At 67.3% G+C, this 14,683-nt stretch carries 15 protein-coding genes; 8 read left to right on the forward strand and 7 right to left on the reverse strand.

Features of this window, described 5'->3' with window-relative positions:
- Positions 1 to 21: 21 nt before the first annotated feature.
- Both U8L64_RS16170 and U8L64_RS16175 read right to left on the reverse strand, forming a co-directional pair.
- The gene (locus U8L64_RS16170) at positions 22 to 1,434 is read right to left on the reverse strand and encodes a NarK family nitrate/nitrite MFS transporter (protein WP_333398281.1); all 1,413 of its coding nucleotides are present in this window, start codon (positions 1,432 to 1,434) and stop codon (positions 22 to 24) included.
- A 19-nt stretch (positions 1,435 to 1,453) separates the two neighbouring features.
- On the reverse strand, positions 1,454 to 2,716 hold the full coding sequence (locus U8L64_RS16175) for an MFS transporter (RefSeq protein ID WP_043299139.1): 1,263 nt from the start codon (positions 2,714 to 2,716) through the stop codon (positions 1,454 to 1,456).
- Between the two features lie 236 nt (positions 2,717 to 2,952).
- Here U8L64_RS16175 and U8L64_RS16180 point away from each other — a divergent pair, with 236 nt between their 5' ends.
- The 3 genes from U8L64_RS16180 (at position 2,953) to U8L64_RS16190 (ending at position 6,467) form a co-directional block, all read left to right on the forward strand.
- On the forward strand, positions 2,953 to 4,755 hold the full coding sequence (locus U8L64_RS16180) for a histidine kinase (protein WP_234303363.1): 1,803 nt from the start codon (positions 2,953 to 2,955) through the stop codon (positions 4,753 to 4,755).
- The gene (gene narL / locus U8L64_RS16185) at positions 4,752 to 5,399 is read left to right on the forward strand and encodes a two-component system response regulator NarL (RefSeq protein WP_156715381.1); all 648 of its coding nucleotides are present in this window, start codon (positions 4,752 to 4,754) and stop codon (positions 5,397 to 5,399) included. Before U8L64_RS16180 ends, narL begins: the two co-directional genes overlap by 4 nt.
- 282 nt (positions 5,400 to 5,681) lie before the next feature.
- The gene (locus U8L64_RS16190) at positions 5,682 to 6,467 is read left to right on the forward strand and encodes a type IV pili methyl-accepting chemotaxis transducer N-terminal domain-containing protein (protein WP_054094586.1); all 786 of its coding nucleotides are present in this window, start codon (positions 5,682 to 5,684) and stop codon (positions 6,465 to 6,467) included.
- Position 6,468: 1 nt separating this feature from the next.
- Here the strand turns inward: U8L64_RS16190 and U8L64_RS16195 are convergent, their stop codons facing one another.
- Positions 6,469 to 7,020 (reverse strand): DUF4345 domain-containing protein, encoded by a 552-nt coding sequence (locus U8L64_RS16195; RefSeq protein WP_043299144.1) that lies wholly within the window; start codon positions 7,018 to 7,020, stop codon positions 6,469 to 6,471.
- A 183-nt stretch (positions 7,021 to 7,203) separates the two neighbouring features.
- Here U8L64_RS16195 and ypfJ point away from each other — a divergent pair, with 183 nt between their 5' ends.
- Positions 7,204 to 8,061: a KPN_02809 family neutral zinc metallopeptidase gene (gene ypfJ, locus U8L64_RS16200; RefSeq protein WP_043299146.1), complete on the forward strand. Its 858-nt coding sequence runs from the start codon at positions 7,204 to 7,206 to the stop codon at positions 8,059 to 8,061.
- Between the two features lie 18 nt (positions 8,062 to 8,079).
- Here the strand turns inward: ypfJ and U8L64_RS16205 are convergent, their stop codons facing one another.
- On the reverse strand, positions 8,080 to 8,646 hold the full coding sequence (locus U8L64_RS16205) for an HAD family hydrolase (protein ID WP_418652741.1): 567 nt from the start codon (positions 8,644 to 8,646) through the stop codon (positions 8,080 to 8,082).
- 32 nt (positions 8,647 to 8,678) lie between these two features.
- On the reverse strand, positions 8,679 to 9,548 hold the full coding sequence (gene tesB, locus U8L64_RS16210) for an acyl-CoA thioesterase II (RefSeq protein ID WP_043299150.1): 870 nt from the start codon (positions 9,546 to 9,548) through the stop codon (positions 8,679 to 8,681).
- Between the two features lie 179 nt (positions 9,549 to 9,727).
- Here tesB and U8L64_RS16215 point away from each other — a divergent pair, with 179 nt between their 5' ends.
- Positions 9,728 to 10,648 carry a histone deacetylase family protein gene (locus U8L64_RS16215; RefSeq protein ID WP_333398282.1) on the forward strand — a complete coding sequence of 307 codons (921 nt, stop codon included), beginning with the start codon at positions 9,728 to 9,730 and terminating at the stop codon, positions 10,646 to 10,648.
- 9 nt (positions 10,649 to 10,657) lie between these two features.
- On the opposite strand, the gene U8L64_RS16220 is transcribed toward U8L64_RS16215, so the two are convergent.
- Positions 10,658 to 11,548, reverse strand: coding sequence for a PA4780 family RIO1-like protein kinase (locus tag U8L64_RS16220; RefSeq protein WP_333398283.1), 891 nt, complete (start codon positions 11,546 to 11,548; stop codon positions 10,658 to 10,660).
- Positions 11,549 to 11,705: 157 nt separating this feature from the next.
- Between U8L64_RS16220 and ada the strand changes: the two genes are divergently transcribed.
- The 3 genes from ada to U8L64_RS16235 are packed head-to-tail and all read left to right on the forward strand — an operon-like array spanning position 11,706 to position 13,888.
- On the forward strand, positions 11,706 to 12,746 hold the full coding sequence (gene ada, locus U8L64_RS16225) for a bifunctional DNA-binding transcriptional regulator/O6-methylguanine-DNA methyltransferase Ada (protein ID WP_333398284.1): 1,041 nt from the start codon (positions 11,706 to 11,708) through the stop codon (positions 12,744 to 12,746).
- Positions 12,747 to 12,806: 60 nt separating this feature from the next.
- Positions 12,807 to 13,049 (forward strand): hypothetical protein, encoded by a 243-nt coding sequence (locus tag U8L64_RS16230; protein ID WP_008569756.1) that lies wholly within the window; start codon positions 12,807 to 12,809, stop codon positions 13,047 to 13,049.
- A gap of 8 nt (positions 13,050 to 13,057) precedes the next feature.
- The gene (locus tag U8L64_RS16235) at positions 13,058 to 13,888 is read left to right on the forward strand and encodes a TatD family hydrolase (RefSeq protein WP_077682092.1); all 831 of its coding nucleotides are present in this window, start codon (positions 13,058 to 13,060) and stop codon (positions 13,886 to 13,888) included.
- Between the two features lie 7 nt (positions 13,889 to 13,895).
- On the opposite strand, the gene U8L64_RS20420 is transcribed toward U8L64_RS16235, so the two are convergent.
- The gene (locus U8L64_RS20420) at positions 13,896 to 14,609 is read right to left on the reverse strand and encodes a methyl-accepting chemotaxis protein (protein WP_442965298.1); all 714 of its coding nucleotides are present in this window, start codon (positions 14,607 to 14,609) and stop codon (positions 13,896 to 13,898) included.
- Positions 14,610 to 14,683 lie beyond the last annotated feature (74 nt).

Genomic DNA, 14,683 nt, shown 5'->3' on the forward strand with positions numbered 1-14,683 from the left:
ACTTTTAATCTCGAAGTCGACTCAGCAGGGGGTCTCGGCGCCTTTGCGCGAGTACCACCACCAGGTCACCAGAATGCAGGTCACGTAGTAGGCAACGAAGCCGTACATGGCCATCTCCGGGCCGCCGGTGAGGGCGATGGAGGAGCCGAACGACTTGGGAATGAAGAACGCACCGAAGGCGCCGATCGCCGAGCTGAAGCCCAGCACCGCGGCCGATTCCTTGCCGGCGGCACGCAGCGCTTCCTCACGGGCGGCGGCGTTCTTGCCGGCACGGCGCTCGTGCAGCGTGCGGAAGATCACCGGGATCATGCGGAAGGTGGAGCCGTTGCCGATGCCGGTGGTAACGAACAGCAGCATGAACATGGCGAGAAAGCCGTAGAAGTTGCCGCTCTGTCCGGCCTCGGGCAGGAACTGCAGCACGCCGAACACCGCAGCGATCATCACCACGAAGTTCCACAGGGTGACGCGCGCGCCGCCCAGCTTGTCCGCCACGAAGCCGCCCAGCGGACGCACCAGGGCGCCGACCAGCGGACCGAGGAAGGCGAAGCTCAGTGCGTTGACTTCCGGGAAGGAGGTCTTGATCAGCATCGGGAACGCGGCGGCGAAGCCGATGAACGAGCCGAAGGTGGCCAGGTACAGCCAGCACATCAGCCAGTTGTGCTTGCGCTTGAAGATCACTGCCTGCTCGCTGAACGAGGCGCGTGCGGACGACAGGTCGTTCATGCCGAACCAGGCCGCAACGGTCACCGCGAGGATGAACGGCACCCAGATGAAACCGGCATTCTGCAGCCACAGCTGGCCGCCATCGGCCAGTTCCTGCGGCTGGCCACCGGCGGCGCCGAACAGGCCCATGCCGATCAGCAGCGGCACGCTGAACTGCATCACCGACACGCCAAGGTTGCCCAGGCCGGCGTTCAGGCCGAGCGCGGTGCCCTGCTGCGCCTTGGGATAGAAGAAGCTGATGTTGGACATCGACGAGGCGAAGTTGCCGCCACCGAAGCCGCACAGCAGCGCGATGATCACGAACACGCTGTAGGGCGTCTCCGGGTTCTGTACGGCGAAGCCCATCCACAGCGCCGGGATGGCCAGCGACGCGGTGCTGATCGCGGTCCAGCGGCGGCCGCCGAACACCGGCACCATGAACGAGTAGAAGATGCGCAGCGTCGCGCCAGACAGCCCCGGCAGCGCCGCCAGCCAGAACAGCTGGTCGGTGCTGAAGCCGAAACCGATGGCATTCAGCCGCACGATAACCGTGCTCCAGACCATCCAAACGGCAAACGCCAGCAGCAGCGCGGGGATCGATATCCACAGGTTGCGCGTGGCGATGGCCTTGCCGGTGGCGGCCCAGAACTGAGCGTCTTCCGGGCGCCAGTCATGGATGACCGGTCCCTGTTTGGGCGGCCGTTTGGCCGCGGATGAATCGATGGCTGTCATGGACATGCTCCAGGTGGGATCAGGACGCGGAGGGCTGCTGGCCTTGGCCGGCCTTGCCCATCAGAGGGGTTTTGCGCACTTCGCTGAAGTACATCCAGATCAGGGAGACCCAGACCACGCCGTACAGCAGCATGAAGGCGGAGGAACGCACGCCGGTGAGGTCCACCAGGGCGCCGAACATGATCGGCAGCACGAAGCCGCCCAGGCCGCCGGCCAGGCCGACGATGCCGGAGATGACGCCCATGTTTTCGGGGTAGTCATCGGAGATGTACTTGAACACCGAGGCCTTGCCGAAAGCGAAGGCGATGCCGACGATGAACATCAGCGCGGTGAACACCCAGGCGTTGAGCCCGATGTGGAAGGTGCGCGAGCCCTCGACGGTCTGGATGGTGAAATCGGTCTGCGGGTAGGACAGCAGGAACAGGCACACCCAGCTCACCCACATCACCCACCAGGTCACGCTCTGCGCGCCCCATTTGTCCGACATCCAGCCGCCCACGGCGCGCAGCACGCCGCCGGGCAGCGAGAAGCAGGCGGCCAGCAGCGCGGCGGCCTGCAGGCTGAAGCCATACTCCTGCACGTAGTACTTGGTCATCCACAGCGCCAGCGCGACGTAGCCGCCGAAGACGATTGAGTAGTACTGGCAGTAGCGCCACACGGCCGGATCCTTCAGCGCCTGCAACTGGCTCTTGAGGGTGACGGTGCTGGCCACGCGGTGCGCCTTGTTCTCGCTGGTCAGGAACCAGAACAGCAGCGCGGTGATGAACATGATCGCCGAGTAGACCTTGGGCACCATCTGCCAGCTGCCAGCGGCGATGATCGCCGGGGCGATGAACTTGGTCAGCGCCGAACCGGCGTTGCCGGCGCCGAAGATGCCCATCGCCAGGCCCTGGTTGCTCTTGTCGAACCATTTGGCGACGTAGGCGATGCCGACCGAGAAGGAGCCGCCGGCCAGGCCGACGAACAGGCCCAGCACGAGGAAGTGCCAGTAGGCGGTCGCTTCGCTGATCAGGTAGATCGGCAGCACGCAGATCAGCATCAGCATGAAGAACACGATGCGCCCGCCGAACTTGTCGGTGAGCATGCCCAGCGGCAGACGCACCAGCGAACCGGTAAGCACCGGCGTCGCGGCGAGCAGGCCGAACTGCGTTTCGTTGAGCTGGAAGATCTCCTTGATCGGCACCCCGAGCACGGCAAACATCATCCAGATCATGAAGCAGATCGTGAATGCGACGGTGCTCATCCCCAGCACCAGCCCCTGTTGCATGTTCAACTTAGCCATTGTCGGACTCCCCCGAACGCTCGACCTGGCTTGCAAGCTATTAACGCGCGGGCCGGATTCCGTTGACTTGGATCAAGACGAAATTCCCGACCAAAAGAGTATGATTTGCCCGCTACCACCTTGGAGGTAGTTAGTTTTTTTGGTTTTTTTCCTTTCAAATTCAGCTAGTTATTCAATCAGAGCCCGAACCGGCAGGCGAAGCGGCGGTCCTGGAACTCTTTGGAGGTAGCGTGCGGATATTCCACTGGTTCCGTGGGTCGCTGCCGGCAAGGGCCGGGGTCGCGGTCCTGCTGATCGGCACCCTCGCGCTGGGCAGCGCCGTCAGCGCCGGGCTGATCGCCTGGCTGAGCGAGGACGATGCCGCCGCGATCAATACCGCCGGTTCGCTGCGCATGTCGGTATACAAACTGAGCTGGCGGCTGCAGGCTGGCACCGACAACGCGGAAATCCAGCGCCAGGGCGACAACTTCCGCCACCGCCTGGAAAGCATCAACCTGACCCGCATCCTGCGCAGCGATCAGCAGTCGCCGCTCAATCAGGCCTATGCCGGCCTGCGCGAGCGCTGGCACAACCAGCTCGCGCCCGCGCTCGAGCGTGGCGATGTCGCGGTCTTCCATGCCAATGCCGACGATTTCGTCGAACAACTCAACCAGTTCGTCCTGCTGCTGCAGCGCCAGAGCGAGCGCAAGCAGAGCTGGCAGCTGGCGATCCAGGGCACCGCGCTGTTCGTCACGGTGATGGTGCTGATGGTCGGCATGTACAGCCTGCAGAGCAGCGTGCTCAGCCCGCTGCAGGAGCTGGTGCGCGCCACCGAGCGCTTCCGAGCCGGCGATCTCAGCGCGCGCGTGCAGTACCGCTCGGAGGACGAACTGGGGCACATGGCCAACAGCTTTAACGCGATGGCCGAGGCGCTGGAGCAATCGCATCACACCCTTGAGAGCCGCGTCGCCCAGAAAACCGCGCACCTCGCCCAGGCCAACGCCGCGCTGCAACTGCTCTATCAAGGCAGCCGCAGCCTGGCCAGCGGGCCGGCCAGCGCCGAATCGCTGGACAAGCTGATCGACAGTTTCCAGAACCGCCTGCCGGGCCTGCGCCTGACCCTGTGCCTGCACGGCGATCCGCGCGAACCGGCCGAGCAACTGATCGCCCTGCACGGCAGCGAGCTGCGCGAAATCTGCTCGCCGGGCGACTGCGCCACCTGCACCCTGCACCAGCGGCGCAATATCGTGGCCAGCCCGGTGGTCAACCAGGGCAGCGAGCTGGGCGAGCTGCGCGCCGCCTTCGCCGACGGCCGGCCACCGCAGCAATGGGAGCTGGAGCTGATCGAAGCACTGGCTAACCTGATCGGCACCGCGCTGTCGCTGGAGCGTCGCCGCGAGCAAGACCACCGCCTGCTGCTGTTCGAGGAGCGCGCCATCATCGCCCGCGAACTGCACGATTCGCTGGCCCAGGCGCTGTCGTACATGAAGCTGCAGGTCAGCCGCCTGCAGACGCTGATGCACCGCGGTGAGCCGCCGGAGCAGCTGGAAAAGGTCACCGAGGAAATCCGCGACGGGCTGAACAACGCCTACCGCCAGTTGCGCGAGCTGCTCACCACCTTCCGTCTGAAGATCCAGGAAGGCGGGCTGCGCAAGGCGCTGGACGACACCGCGCGCGAATTCTCCGAGCGCGGCCAATTCCCGGTGCAGCTGAACGTCAAGACGCTGCCGTTCGGCCTGTCGGCCAGCGAGCAGATCCACCTGCTGCAGATCGCCCGCGAGGCGCTGTCCAACTGCGCCCGTCACTCCGGCGCCAGCCATGTCTGGCTCACCGTGCAGCAGATCGGCTCGGAAGTGGAAATGCTCATCGAGGACGACGGTTGCGGGGTTTCCCTGGATTTCGACCCGCGCCTGCACCACGGCCTGACCATCATGCTCGAGCGCGCCCGCAATTTGCACGGGCGCCTGCGCATCGAACAACGCGAGCCCAACGGCACTCGCGTGCAACTGAACTTCGCGCCGCAGTTCCTCGGCCGCGATCTCGAGAGAGACACTGCATGAACGACTCCCGCCACAGCATCCTGCTCGTCGACGACCACCCCATGATGCGTCGCGGCATGCGCCAGCTGCTCGAACTGGAAGACGACTTCGTCATCGTCGGCGAAGCCAGCGATGGCGAGGAGGCCCTGCGCCGGGTGCCGGAACTGCAGCCGGCGCTGATCCTGCTGGACAACAACATGCCCACGCTCAACGGCATCGAGACGCTCAAGCGCCTGCGCCAGGATGGCTACGACGGCAAGGTGCTGCTGTTCACGGTGTCCGATGCCGAAGAAGACGTGCGCGACGCGCTGCGCTTCGGCGCCGACGGCTACCTGCTCAAGGACATGGAGCCGGAGAAACTGATCCAGCAGATCCGTGAGGTGCTGCAAGGCGACCTGGTGGTCAGCCCGGCACTGGCGCGGGTCATGGCGCAGGCGCTGCGCGTCGGCCAGCCGGTTGCGCCGGAGGTGGAGTTGACCGAGCGCGAGCGTCAGGTGCTGAAGATGATCGCCGGCGGTAACAGCAACAAGATGATCGGCCGCAAGCTGGGCATCACCGAGGGCACGGTGAAGGTCCACGTGAAGAACCTGCTGCACAAGCTCGGGCTGCGCTCGCGGGTCGAGGCCGCCGTGTGGGCGCTGGAAAACGAGCGCCAGCGCGGCTGACACGGCGTCGCACGCCGGCTGCCCCGGCGTATCCCCAAAGACATAGTCGCCCGGCAGCCGCGCAAGGCCCGCCAGCCCTGCCTCGCAGCGCGACAGGCAGGACGCGCAGGCGCTTGTCGCGCCCGTCTCCGCCGCACCGGGGAATACCTCCTTCGACCCCGTACCGCTTGACTCGCATCATTGGCCAACGGGCAAAGGCTCCTATCGTTCGCGCCGTCTCGCACGCCGGTCCGCTGTCGCGGATACGGCAGCGACAGCCGAATCCACATGGAAGGAGTCCACATGTTTCAACACCTGCTTCGCGGCACGCTGCTGCTCGGCCTGCTGCTCGGCGCCCTGCCCGGCCAAGCCGCCATCAGCGATGCTGAAGCCATCAACCGCGCCGGCCAGCAACGCATGCTCGGCCAGCGCATCGCCAAGAGCTACCTGATGATCGGCACCCAGACCCGCAGCGAACTTGCGCAGGCGCAGCTCGATGCCAGCGTCGCCAGTGTCGAGGAAAACAGCCAGCTGCTCGGCGACTACGCCCCCAGCGCCGCGATCCGCGGGGCAGTCGACGAGGCCGGGCTGACTTGGCAGCAGCTGCGCGAACAGGCGCTTGCCGCGCCGGACAAGCCGCGCTCGCTGGAGATGCTCAAGCTGGCCGAACGCTTCCTCGCACAGAGCGAGACGCTGGCGCTGCGGATCGAACAGCACAACGGCAGCCAGCCCGCGCATCTGGTCAACCGCAGCGGCCGGCTGCGCATGCTCAGCCAGCGCATCGCCATGCTCTACCTGGCACTGAGCTGGAACCTGCCGGACGCCGAACTGCGGAGCAAATTCGATACGGCGGTGGAGGAATTCGACCGGGGCCTGGACGAACTGCACGCGGCCAAGCAGAACACCGAGCAGATCAACGATCGCCTCGAACACATCAGCAACCAATGGCGTTTCGCCCGCGTCGGTTTCAAGCTGACGGAAGACGGTCGCTACGTGCCGACGGTGATCGTCACCACCGCCGAATCGCTGCTGCAGAAGCTGGAAGCGTTGACCGCCGACTACGCCCAGCTGGCCCAGGCGACGCGCTGACTCAGGGCTGGGGATCGCCGCGGCGGAACGCTTGCGGCGCCGCGGCGTCCGCCGCCGGCGGCTCGGGTCGCGCATCGCCCACACGGAACGGCTGCGGCGGCTCGTCGACCAGCCGCCGCGTCGGCGGCTCGACCCGTTGCGCCGGTGCCTCGCCGGCCTCGACCGCGGCCGGCTCGCGCAGCAACCACAGGGCCAGCGCCGCCAGGGCAGCAGCCAGGAGACGGTAGAGCAACGAGGCCAGGTCGAAGCCAATCAGCTCGCCGCCATCCAGTGCCAGCGCACCGAGGCGTCCCCCCGCCAGCGCCAGCATGGTGATCACCAGCATCACCAGTGCCGCCCGCGCTCGCTCGGGCCCGCGCATGGCCCAGAACAGGAACAGCGCCAGCCCTAGCTGCAAGCCACCGTAGTACACCCGCATATGGCTGATCGACGCCGACTCCATCAGCAGCATGCCGTTGAGATTGGCCATTTCGTAGGGACGCAGCCAGTACGCCAGGCTGAGCGCGAACATGATCAGCGCCTGGATCGCCAGAACCAAACGGGCAAAACGCATCGAAAACTCCTGCTGTGCGACTTGGACTCCCGGTCGCCATCGGACCGTTCATCGGGCCTTTCGTTCGCCGTGCGTCGCCGGCTGGCGCATGAGCGAAGCGTGGCAGGCCTGGCGTCCGCGTGCAGCTATTCTCTAGTCCGGCCGGTCTGATGCCGGTAGTCGTTCAATAGAGGAAACACCACCATGCGCTGGAACCGGGCTCGTCGCAGCGACAACGTAGTGGATGCCAGAGGCCGCAGCGGGATGCGCCTCGGCGGTGGGCTGGGGCTGGGCGGCATCGCCATCGTGGTGGTGCTCGGCCTGCTCTCCGGGCAGGACCCGTTGCAGATTCTCGGCCAGTTGGCCAGTCAGGGCGGTCCGGCGGTGTCGCAGCAGGGCGAGCGACCCGCCGGCGACGATCCACAGGTGGAATTCGTCCGCGCCGTGCTCGGCGACACCGAGGACACTTGGCGCGCGCTGTTCCAGCAGAGCGGCGCGCAGTACCGCGATCCGACCCTGGTGCTGTTTCGCGGCGGGGTGAACTCGGCCTGCGGTTTCGCCAGCTCGGCGGTCGGCCCGTTCTACTGCCCCGGCGACCAGCAGGTCTATCTCGACCTGCAGTTCTTCGACGACATGGCCCGGCGCTTCGCCGCCGCCGGCGATTTCGCCCAGGCCTACGTGATCGCCCATGAGGTCGGTCACCATGTGCAGACGCTGCTCGGCGTCTCGCAACGGATGCAGACGGCCCGCCAGCGCGGCGCGCAGATGGAAGGCGACAGTGGCCTGCTGGTGCGCCAGGAGCTGCAGGCCGACTGCTTCGCCGGTGTCTGGGCCTACCATGCGCAGCAACGCCTGGACTGGCTGGAGCAAGGCGACCTGGAGGAGGCACTGAACGCCGCCAACGCCATCGGCGACGATCGCCTGCAGCAGCAGAGCCAGGGTCGCGTGGTGCCCGACGCCTTCACCCACGGCACCTCGGCGCAGCGCGTGCGCTGGTTCCGCGCCGGCTTCGAGCACGGCGAACCGGGACGCTGCGACACCTTCAAGGCGGCGCGCCTGTAGTGCGAACCGCTGGCAGAACTAGCGGCTGGCGGTTTCCAGCAGCCCATGCAGCGCGCGGCAGTCGCGCGCGTACAGGTCGGCCAGCTCCGGCCAGGGGTTCTCCGGCAGGTTGACCAGCACGCTGCGCGCCCCCGCGGCGCGGGCACACTCCAGATCGAAGCGATAGTCGCCAACCATCATCATCGCGCACGGCTCTATACCCCAGCGCGCGGCCAGCTGCAGCAGGCCGCCGGGATGCGGCTTGGGCGGCGCCTCGTCGCGGCCGAGGATGTCTTCGGCGCTGAAAAAATCGCCCAGGCCGACCGTTTCCAGCGTCACCAGCGCCAGCTCGTGGGCATTGCGGGTGAGCACGCCGAGGCGGCAATCGCGCTCGCGCAGTGCCTGCAACAACTCGAACGCACCCGTGGCCGGACGCGCCGCGCAGGCCAGCTCGCGCTCGTGCGCGAGCAGCCAGGCGCGCTTGGGCGCGGCCTGCTCCGGCGGCAGCGCAGCGAGATGATGGAGGATGTCGTCGCTCTCGGGAATCTGCAGCGCGCGGCGGATCGCGGCGAAATCGTGCACGGCGATGGTCAGCGTGCCGTCCATGTCGAACACCCAGTGGCGCGCACCGGCGAGGTTCACATCCAATCCTCGCGCACGCGGATCAAGCCTTCCTGCGCCACCGAGGCGACCAGCTGGCCCTGACGGTTGAAGATACTGCCGCGGGCGAAGCCACGGGCATTACCGGCCCAGGGGCTATCGATGGAATACAGCAGCCAGTCGTCGATCTTCACCTCGCGGTGGAACCAGATCGCATGATCGAGGCTGGCCAGCTGGATGAACTTGCTCCACGAACTGACCCCGTGCGGCTGCAGCGCGGTGCCGATGAAGCTGAAGTCCGAGGCATAGGCCAGCAGGTACTTGTGCAGCGCCGGGTTGGCCGGCAGCGCGCCGTCGGCACGGAACCACAGATGGCGCACCGGCTCGATCGGCTGCGGGTTGGCCGGGTCCTGCACGGTAACCGGGCGGATCTCGATCGGCTTGGGCCGGCGCAGCTTTTCCATCACCCGCTCGGGCACCAGCGGCGAGAGCTTGTGCAGCAGGTCCCACTCGCTGGGCAGCTCGTCCGGGCCGACCACGTCGGGCATCGCCAGCTGGTGTTCGTAGCCGTGCTCGTCGGCCTGGAACGAAGCGATGCCGGTGAAGATGGTCTGGCCTTTCTGGATCGCGCTGACGCGGCGGGTCGAAAAGCTGCCGCCGTCACGCACGCGGTCAACGTCGTAGACCACCGGCTGATGCGAGTCGCCCGGGCGCAGGAAGTAGCCGTGCAGCGAGTGCACGTGGCGCGCGGCGTCGACCGTCTGGCTGGCGGCGGAAATCACCTGACCGAGTACCTGACCGCCGAACAGCTGAGGAAACCCCAGATCCTGGCTGGCGCCACGGAACAGATTCTCCTCGATGCGTTCCAGCGTCAGCAGGTTGACCAGGGTATCGAGTGTCTGGGTCATGGCGGGTCCTGGATATGCGTTGATGCGGGTCGGCGATATTACGGACTTCGCCGTCAACGCTCCACCAATAGCCGACATCTACGCCCATCGCAACGACCTGTCGCGCGCCGCGCAATCCTTGAGCAACGCACCGGGTGCCACGCATACTCATTCGCCACCGCCGCCCGATTGCATCGTCCATGTCGCTCCCGCTGGTCTTTCACGACGACTACAGCCCGCCGCTGCCACCCGGGCATCGCTTCCCGATGGAAAAGTTTCGCCTGCTGCGCGATCACCTGGTCGACAGCGGCCTGACCACCGACGCTGCGCTGCGGCGCCCGATGCTGTGCCGCCATGACGTGCTCAACCTCGCCCACGACGCCGATTACGTCGCGCGCTACTGCAGCGGCGACATGAGCCCGGCGGAGCTGCGCCGGCTCGGCCTGCCATGGAGCCCGGCTCTGGCGCAGCGCACCGTGCGCGCCGTGGGCGGTTCGCTGCTCACCGCCGAGCTGGCGCTGCAGCATGGACTGGCCTGTCATCTGGCCGGCGGCACCCACCACGCCCATCGCGACCATGCCTCTGGCTTCTGCATCTTCAACGATCTGGCGGTGGTGGCGCTCTATCTGCTGGAAAGCGGGCGAGTCGGCCGCGTGCTGATCTTCGACTGCGACGTGCATCAGGGCGACGGCACGGCACGCATCCTCGACGGCGTGGCGGACGCGGTGACGGTGTCGTTGCACTGCGAGAAGAACTTTCCGGCACGCAAGGCCACCAGCGACTGGGACATCCCGCTGGCAGCGGGACTGGGCGATGCGGAATACCTGCGCATCGTCGACGACACGCTGAACTACCTGCTGCCGCTGTATCAACCGGACCTGGTGCTGTACGACGCCGGCGTCGACGTGCACCGTGACGATGCCCTCGGCCTGCTCGATCTCAGCGATGCCGGGCTGGCGGCGCGCGACAGTGCGGTGCTCGAGCATTGCCTAGGGCGCGACATTCCGGTGGCCGGGCTGATCGGCGGCGGCTACGACAAGGACCGCGCCCGGCTCGCCCGCCGCCACGCGCAGCTGCACATCAGTGCAGCGCAGGCCTGGCGACAGTTCGGTCTGGAATGAAGCTCGCCGCTACTGGCGCAGCCACGGCGGAGGCGGCGGCTCATCGTGCGGCGCATCGTCGGCATTGCGCAGCGCTTCGCGACGCGCCTGCTCGGCCAGCGTGGCCTTGATCTCACGCATCACCGCATCCAGATCGGCGGCGTCTTCCGGCTCGGCGAACTCGCCGGTCAGCTCGCTCTCCGGGGTCAGCTTGCCCTGCTGGTAGAGCGCCCACATCTCCTTGGCGTAGCGGGTGAATTTCAGCTCCGGCGCGAAACGCCCGAAATAGGCCGCCATGTTGCCGACATCCCGCTCGAGCATCTCGAAGGCGTGATTGTTGCCGGCGGCGTCCACCGCCTGCGGCAGGTCGATGATCACCGGGCCGTGCTCGTCGAGCAGCACGTTGAACTCCGACAAGTCGCCATGCACCAGCCCGGCACAGAGCATCTTGACGATCTCGTGGATCATGAAGGCGTGATACTCGCGGGCATCATCCGGGTGCAGCTCGACGTCGTTGAGACGCGGCGCCGCATCGCCATCCTCGCCGGCGATCATCTCCATCAGCAGCACGCCGTCGAGAAAGTCATACGGCTTGGGCACCCGCACGCCGGCATCGGCGAGACGGAACAGCGCCGCCACCTCGGCGTTCTGCCAGTTCTCTTCCTTCTCCTTGCGGCCGTGTTTGGAGCCCTTGGCCATCGCCCGCGCATCACGGCTGCTGCGCACCTTGCGGCCTTCCTGATACTTCACGGCCTGGCGGAAGCTGCGCTTGTTGGCTTCCTTGTAGACCTTGGCGCAGCGCAGTTCATCGCCACAGCGCACCACATATACCGCTGCTTCCTTGCCGCTCATCAGCGGCCGCAGCACCTCGTCGATCAGGCCATCCTCGATCAGCGGTTCGAGTCGTTTAGGCGTTTTCATCAGCGGCTTGCAGGTCCTTCTCGGTGAATGCGGGGCTGCAGGTTACGGTAAACCCCGGCGGGCTTCCATGCTCGCCCGGCAGTTTGAAAGCGCGCTGCGGATTGGCGCTCGCACAGCGAAGGCGGACAATCACCCCAACTCTCATCGGAGCACCGCCATGCTCGACCATGACCGCTGCTGGGAAGCACTCTGCGCGCGCGACGCCAGCTGTGACGGCGAGTTCGTCTTCGCCGTACGCTCGACCGGCATCTACTGCCGCCCCAGCTGTCCGGCGCGTCGGCCGCGACGCGATCGTGTGCAGTTCTTCGGCAACGCCGAGCAGGCAGAAACTGCCGGTTTCCGCCCCTGCCGGCGCTGCTGGCCACAGGCGCAAAGCCCGGCCGAGCAGCTCGATACGCTGGTCGCCGCCGCCTGTCGCCTGCTGGACGAAGCGCCCGAGGCGCTGACGCTCGCCCAGCTGGCGGCGCGCATCGGCCTGTCGCCTTCGCACCTGGCGCGTGCGTTCAAGGCACGCACCGGCCTCACACCTCGCACCTGGGCCGCCGCGCGCCGGCGCGAACGCCTGCAGGCACAACTGCCCGCCGCCGCTAACGTGCTCGATGCGGCGCTGGCCGCCGGCTACCCGAGCACCCGCGCGCTGTATGCCGAAGCGCAGGCGCTCAGCCCGGCACAGCGCCTGCGCAAGGGAGCCGGCGAGACCTTGCGCTACGCCATCGCCCCTTGCCCGCTGGGCCTGCTGCTGCTCGCCGCGAGCGAGCGCGGCGTCTGCGCGTTGCTGTTCGGCGACGACGAGCCGACGCTGGAACAGGAGCTGCGCGAACGTTTCGCCGCCGCACGGCTGCAGCGCGATCAGGCCGGTCTCGGTGACTGGCTGCAGGCCGTGGTCGGCCAGCTCGAAGAGCCGGCGCGCGCGGCCAAGCTGCCGCTGGATCTGCGTGGCAGTGCCTTCCAGCAGCGGGTCTGGCAGGCCTTGCAGGCCATTCCGCCGGGGCAGACGCGGCGCTACGGAGAACTCGCCAACGCACTCGACAGTCATGCCCGCGCCGTCGCCCGCGCCTGCGCGAGTAATCCGGTTGGCCTGCTGGTGCCCTGTCATCGTGTGGTCGGCGCACAGCAGGCGCTGACCGGCTACCGCTGGGGGCTGGCGCGCAAGGCCGCGCTGCTCGCCGGCGAAGCGCGGGAGAAGCCGGGAGACTGACGGCGTATTTGCGGTCCGATGTTGTGTCGAGGCTTCTCGCCGCCGCACCGGACCCGCGCCATGACCGACCTTAAACGCTACCGCATCCATTACCGCATCAACGGCGCGCCCGCCTCGCTGCTGCTGAGTGCCTTCGAGGAACCGAGCCTGGAACAAGCCGAACTGGAAATCCTCCTGGCGCACGTACGCAACCCGCAGGCGGCGGTCGACGCGCCGTGGGAATCGCCGCTGCGCGCCAGTGAGCACAGCCGCATGGCCGAGCTGGGCGTCAGCGATATCCAGATCGAAGAAGAGTGCCGCTGAGCGTTAGCATGAGCGCCGAACCCGACTCCATCGAGCGCAGACCGTCCGTGCCACTGATCGACACCCACACCCATCTGGACTTCGAGGACTTCGACGCCGACCGCCAGGCCGTGCTGGCGCGCTGCGCGGCGCTGGGTGTCGAGCGCATCGTCGTGCTCGGCGTGCACGCGCAGAACTGGCAGCGCGTCTGGCAGCTGGCCGTCGAGCAGCCCGCCGTCTACGCCGCGCTCGGGCTGCATCCGGTGTACCAGCGGCAGCACCGCGACGAGCACCTCGCGGCGCTGGGCGAATGGCTGCAGCGCCTGCGCGGCGAAGCGAAACTGTGCGCCATCGGCGAGATCGGCCTGGACTACTACATCGACGCGCCGGACCACGAACGTCAGCAGTACCTTCTCGAGCGCCAGCTCCAGCTGGCCAGCGACTTCGAACTGCCGGTGCTGCTGCACGTGCGCCGCGCCCATGCGGCGATGATCGCCACGCTCAAGCGCCATCGGCTGCGCCGCGGCGGCATCGTGCATGCCTTCAGCGGCAGCTGGGAGGAAGCGCGCGAATATCTGAAGCTGGGTTTCAGGCTGGGCCTCGGCGGCGCCGGTACCTGGCCACAGGCCCGGCGCATGCAGCGCGTGCTCGAACAGTTGCCGCTGCACGGCATCGTGCTGGAAACCGACGCGCCAGACATGCCTCCGGCGGGCCACGCCGGCGAGCGCAACAGCCCGGAGCTGCTGCCGGAAATCTGCCAGCGGCTGGCCGAACTCAAGGGCATCAGCGCCGCAGAACTCGCCGCCGCCAGCTATCGCAACAGCTACGAACTGTTCGGTTGGCCGCTCGGCGAGTCCTAGCGCCCCGCTAGACGCGGAAGGCGCCAATCAGCCGCTGCAACTGGCCCACCAGCTGAGTCAGTTCGCGGCTGGCCTGCTCGGTATGCCCGGCGCCCTCGGCGGTGCGCTTGCCGGCTTCGTTGATCGCCACGATGTTGCGGTCGATGTCGTGCGCCACGGCCGTCTGCTGCTCGGCCGCCGCGGCGATCTGCTGGCTCTGGTCGACGATGCTGCCGACCGCGCCGAGGATGTGCTCCAGCGCCTGCTCCACCTGCGCCGACTGGCTGACCGTGCCCTCAGCCAGCGCATGGCTGGCGTGCATGGTCTTCACCGCTGCGCCGACGCCGCCCTGCAGGCGCGCGATCATCTGCTCGATCTCCTCGGTGGACTGCTGCGTGCGCCGCGCCAGGTTGCGCACCTCGTCGGCGACCACGGCGAAGCCGCGGCCCTGCTCGCCGGCGCGCGCCGCCTCGATCGCGGCGTTGAGGGCGAGCAGGTTGGTCTGTTCGGCGATGCCCTTGATCACGTCGAGCACCTGGCTGATCGCCGCGCTGTCGTCGGCCAGGCGGTTGATAACCTGCACCGACTGCTCGATTTCCTCGGCCAGCCGCTGGATCCCGCTGACCTGCGCGCTGACCAGGCCACGACCGCTGACGGTTTCGGCGTTGACATCCTGCGCACTGCCCACCGCCGCCTCGGCGCTGGTGGCCACCGCCTGGGCGGTGGCGGACATCTGGTTCATCGCTGTGGCGACCTGTTCGATCTGGCTGCGCTGCTCGGAGACCGTCTGGTTGCTCTCGCCGGAGACGTTCTCCA

The organism is Pseudomonas sp. FIP_A4, from assembly GCF_036701605.1.
GTDB classification, from domain to species: domain Bacteria; phylum Pseudomonadota; class Gammaproteobacteria; order Pseudomonadales; family Pseudomonadaceae; genus Stutzerimonas; species Stutzerimonas phenolilytica.

Excerpts from the sequence above, each read along its gene's own strand:
- U8L64_RS16170 (WP_333398281.1), bottom strand. The coding sequence starts at position 1,434 with ATGACAGCCATCGATTCATCCGCGGCCAAACGGCCGCCCAAACAGGGA.
- U8L64_RS16175 (WP_043299139.1), bottom strand. The coding sequence starts at position 2,716 with ATGGCTAAGTTGAACATGCAACAGGGGCTGGTGCTGGGGATGAGCACC.
- narL (WP_156715381.1), top strand. The coding sequence starts at position 4,752 with ATGAACGACTCCCGCCACAGCATCCTGCTCGTCGACGACCACCCCATG.
- U8L64_RS16190 (WP_054094586.1), top strand. The coding sequence starts at position 5,682 with ATGTTTCAACACCTGCTTCGCGGCACGCTGCTGCTCGGCCTGCTGCTC.
- U8L64_RS16195 (WP_043299144.1), bottom strand. The coding sequence starts at position 7,020 with ATGCGTTTTGCCCGTTTGGTTCTGGCGATCCAGGCGCTGATCATGTTC.
- ypfJ (WP_043299146.1), top strand. The coding sequence starts at position 7,204 with ATGCGCTGGAACCGGGCTCGTCGCAGCGACAACGTAGTGGATGCCAGA.
- U8L64_RS16205 (WP_418652741.1), bottom strand. The coding sequence starts at position 8,646 with ATGGACGGCACGCTGACCATCGCCGTGCACGATTTCGCCGCGATCCGC.
- tesB (WP_043299150.1), bottom strand. The coding sequence starts at position 9,548 with ATGACCCAGACACTCGATACCCTGGTCAACCTGCTGACGCTGGAACGC.
- U8L64_RS16215 (WP_333398282.1), top strand. The coding sequence starts at position 9,728 with ATGTCGCTCCCGCTGGTCTTTCACGACGACTACAGCCCGCCGCTGCCA.
- U8L64_RS16220 (WP_333398283.1), bottom strand. The coding sequence starts at position 11,548 with ATGAAAACGCCTAAACGACTCGAACCGCTGATCGAGGATGGCCTGATC.
- ada (WP_333398284.1), top strand. The coding sequence starts at position 11,706 with ATGCTCGACCATGACCGCTGCTGGGAAGCACTCTGCGCGCGCGACGCC.
- U8L64_RS16230 (WP_008569756.1), top strand. The coding sequence starts at position 12,807 with ATGACCGACCTTAAACGCTACCGCATCCATTACCGCATCAACGGCGCG.
- U8L64_RS16235 (WP_077682092.1), top strand. The coding sequence starts at position 13,058 with ATGAGCGCCGAACCCGACTCCATCGAGCGCAGACCGTCCGTGCCACTG.
- U8L64_RS20420 (WP_442965298.1), bottom strand. The coding sequence starts at position 14,609 with ATGAACCAGATGTCCGCCACCGCCCAGGCGGTGGCCACCAGCGCCGAG.